This is a genomic window from Alexandriicola marinus (assembly GCF_004000435.1).
In the GTDB taxonomy this organism is placed as follows: Bacteria; Pseudomonadota; Alphaproteobacteria; order Rhodobacterales; family Rhodobacteraceae; genus Alexandriicola; species Alexandriicola marinus.
Genome location: NZ_RBVZ01000054.1, coordinates 1 through 1,264, shown reverse-complemented (window position 1 = coordinate 1,264; position 1,264 = coordinate 1). Strand labels below are relative to the sequence as shown.

Annotated in this window: 1 pseudogene; it reads left to right on the top strand. The window is 66.2% G+C overall.

Annotated elements, in window-relative coordinates:
- Positions 1-84: 84 nt before the first annotated feature.
- A pseudogene (locus tag EP376_RS22635) lies at positions 85-1,264 on the top strand (phage terminase large subunit family protein); the annotation flags it as partial.

The following is a 1,264-nucleotide window of genomic DNA, read 5'->3' as shown; positions in this document are numbered from 1 at the left end:
GTTGGTCGGCCTGCGCCGGGTCCGTATCGGTGTCGTCGGCCGGATCGCTCGCCGGGTCGTCGTCGGCCGGTTCGTTTGTCGGGTCGGCACCGAATGCTCTCAGGACGGGCATCGGCCGAGCCGGGGCGGTATCGCACCGCCCGCACGCCCTATATGGGCGAGATCATGGACCGGCTGTCGCCGGGCGATCCAACGCAGCGGATCGTCTTCATGAAGGCAGCGCAGGTCGGCGCGACCGAGGCAGGCAACAACTGGATTGGCTTCGCGATCCACCAGGCACCGGGGCCAATGCTCGCGGTCCAGCCGACGGTGGAGTTGGCGAAACGAAACTCACGCCAGCGGATCGATCCGCTGATCGACGAAAGTCCGGAATTGCGGGAGAGGGTCAAACCGGCGCGCTCGCGGGACGCGGGCAATACGATGCTGTCGAAGGAATTCGCGGGCGGCATCCTGATCATGACCGGGGCGAACTCGGCGGTAGGTCTCCGCTCGACCCCGGCGCGGTACATCTTCCTCGATGAGGTCGACGCCTATCCAGCCTCGGCCGACGAGGAAGGCGACCCGGTCACGCTGGCGGAAGCGCGCTCGCTGACCTTCGCGCACCGGCGCAAGGTGTTCCTCGTCTCGACTCCGACGATCCGGGGGATGAGCCGGATCGAACGGGACTATGAGGCCAGCGATCAACGCCGGTTCTTCGTACCTTGTCCGCATTGCGGAGCGATGCAGTGGCTGAAGTTCGAACGTCTGCGCTGGCAGAAAGGACAACCGGAAACGGCAGAATATCACTGCGAGGGCTGCGACACGCCCATCGCGGAGCATCACAAGACGGCGATGCTTGAGGCAGGCGAATGGCGGGCGACCGCTACGGCTGCGGATCCCAATACCGTCGGCTACCACCTCTCGGCGCTCTATTCGCCAATCGGCTGGCTCAGCTGGGAGCGGATCGTGCGGGCCTGGGACGCGGCTCAAGGGTCGGATGAGGCGGTCAAGGCGTTTCGCAACACGATCCTCGGCGAGACCTGGGTCGAGACCGGCGAAGCCCCTGACTGGCAGAGGCTCTATGACCAGCGCGAACGCTGGAAACCGGGCATTGTCCCGGCGGGCGGGCTGTTCCTGACCGCCGGCGCCGACGTCCAGAAAGACCGGATCGAGGTCGATGTCTGGGCCTGGGGCCGTGGGCTGGAAAGCTGGCTGGTTGATCACATCGTGATCGAAGGCGGGCCCGACCGGCATGAGGCCTGGGGCGACCTGACAGACCTGCTCG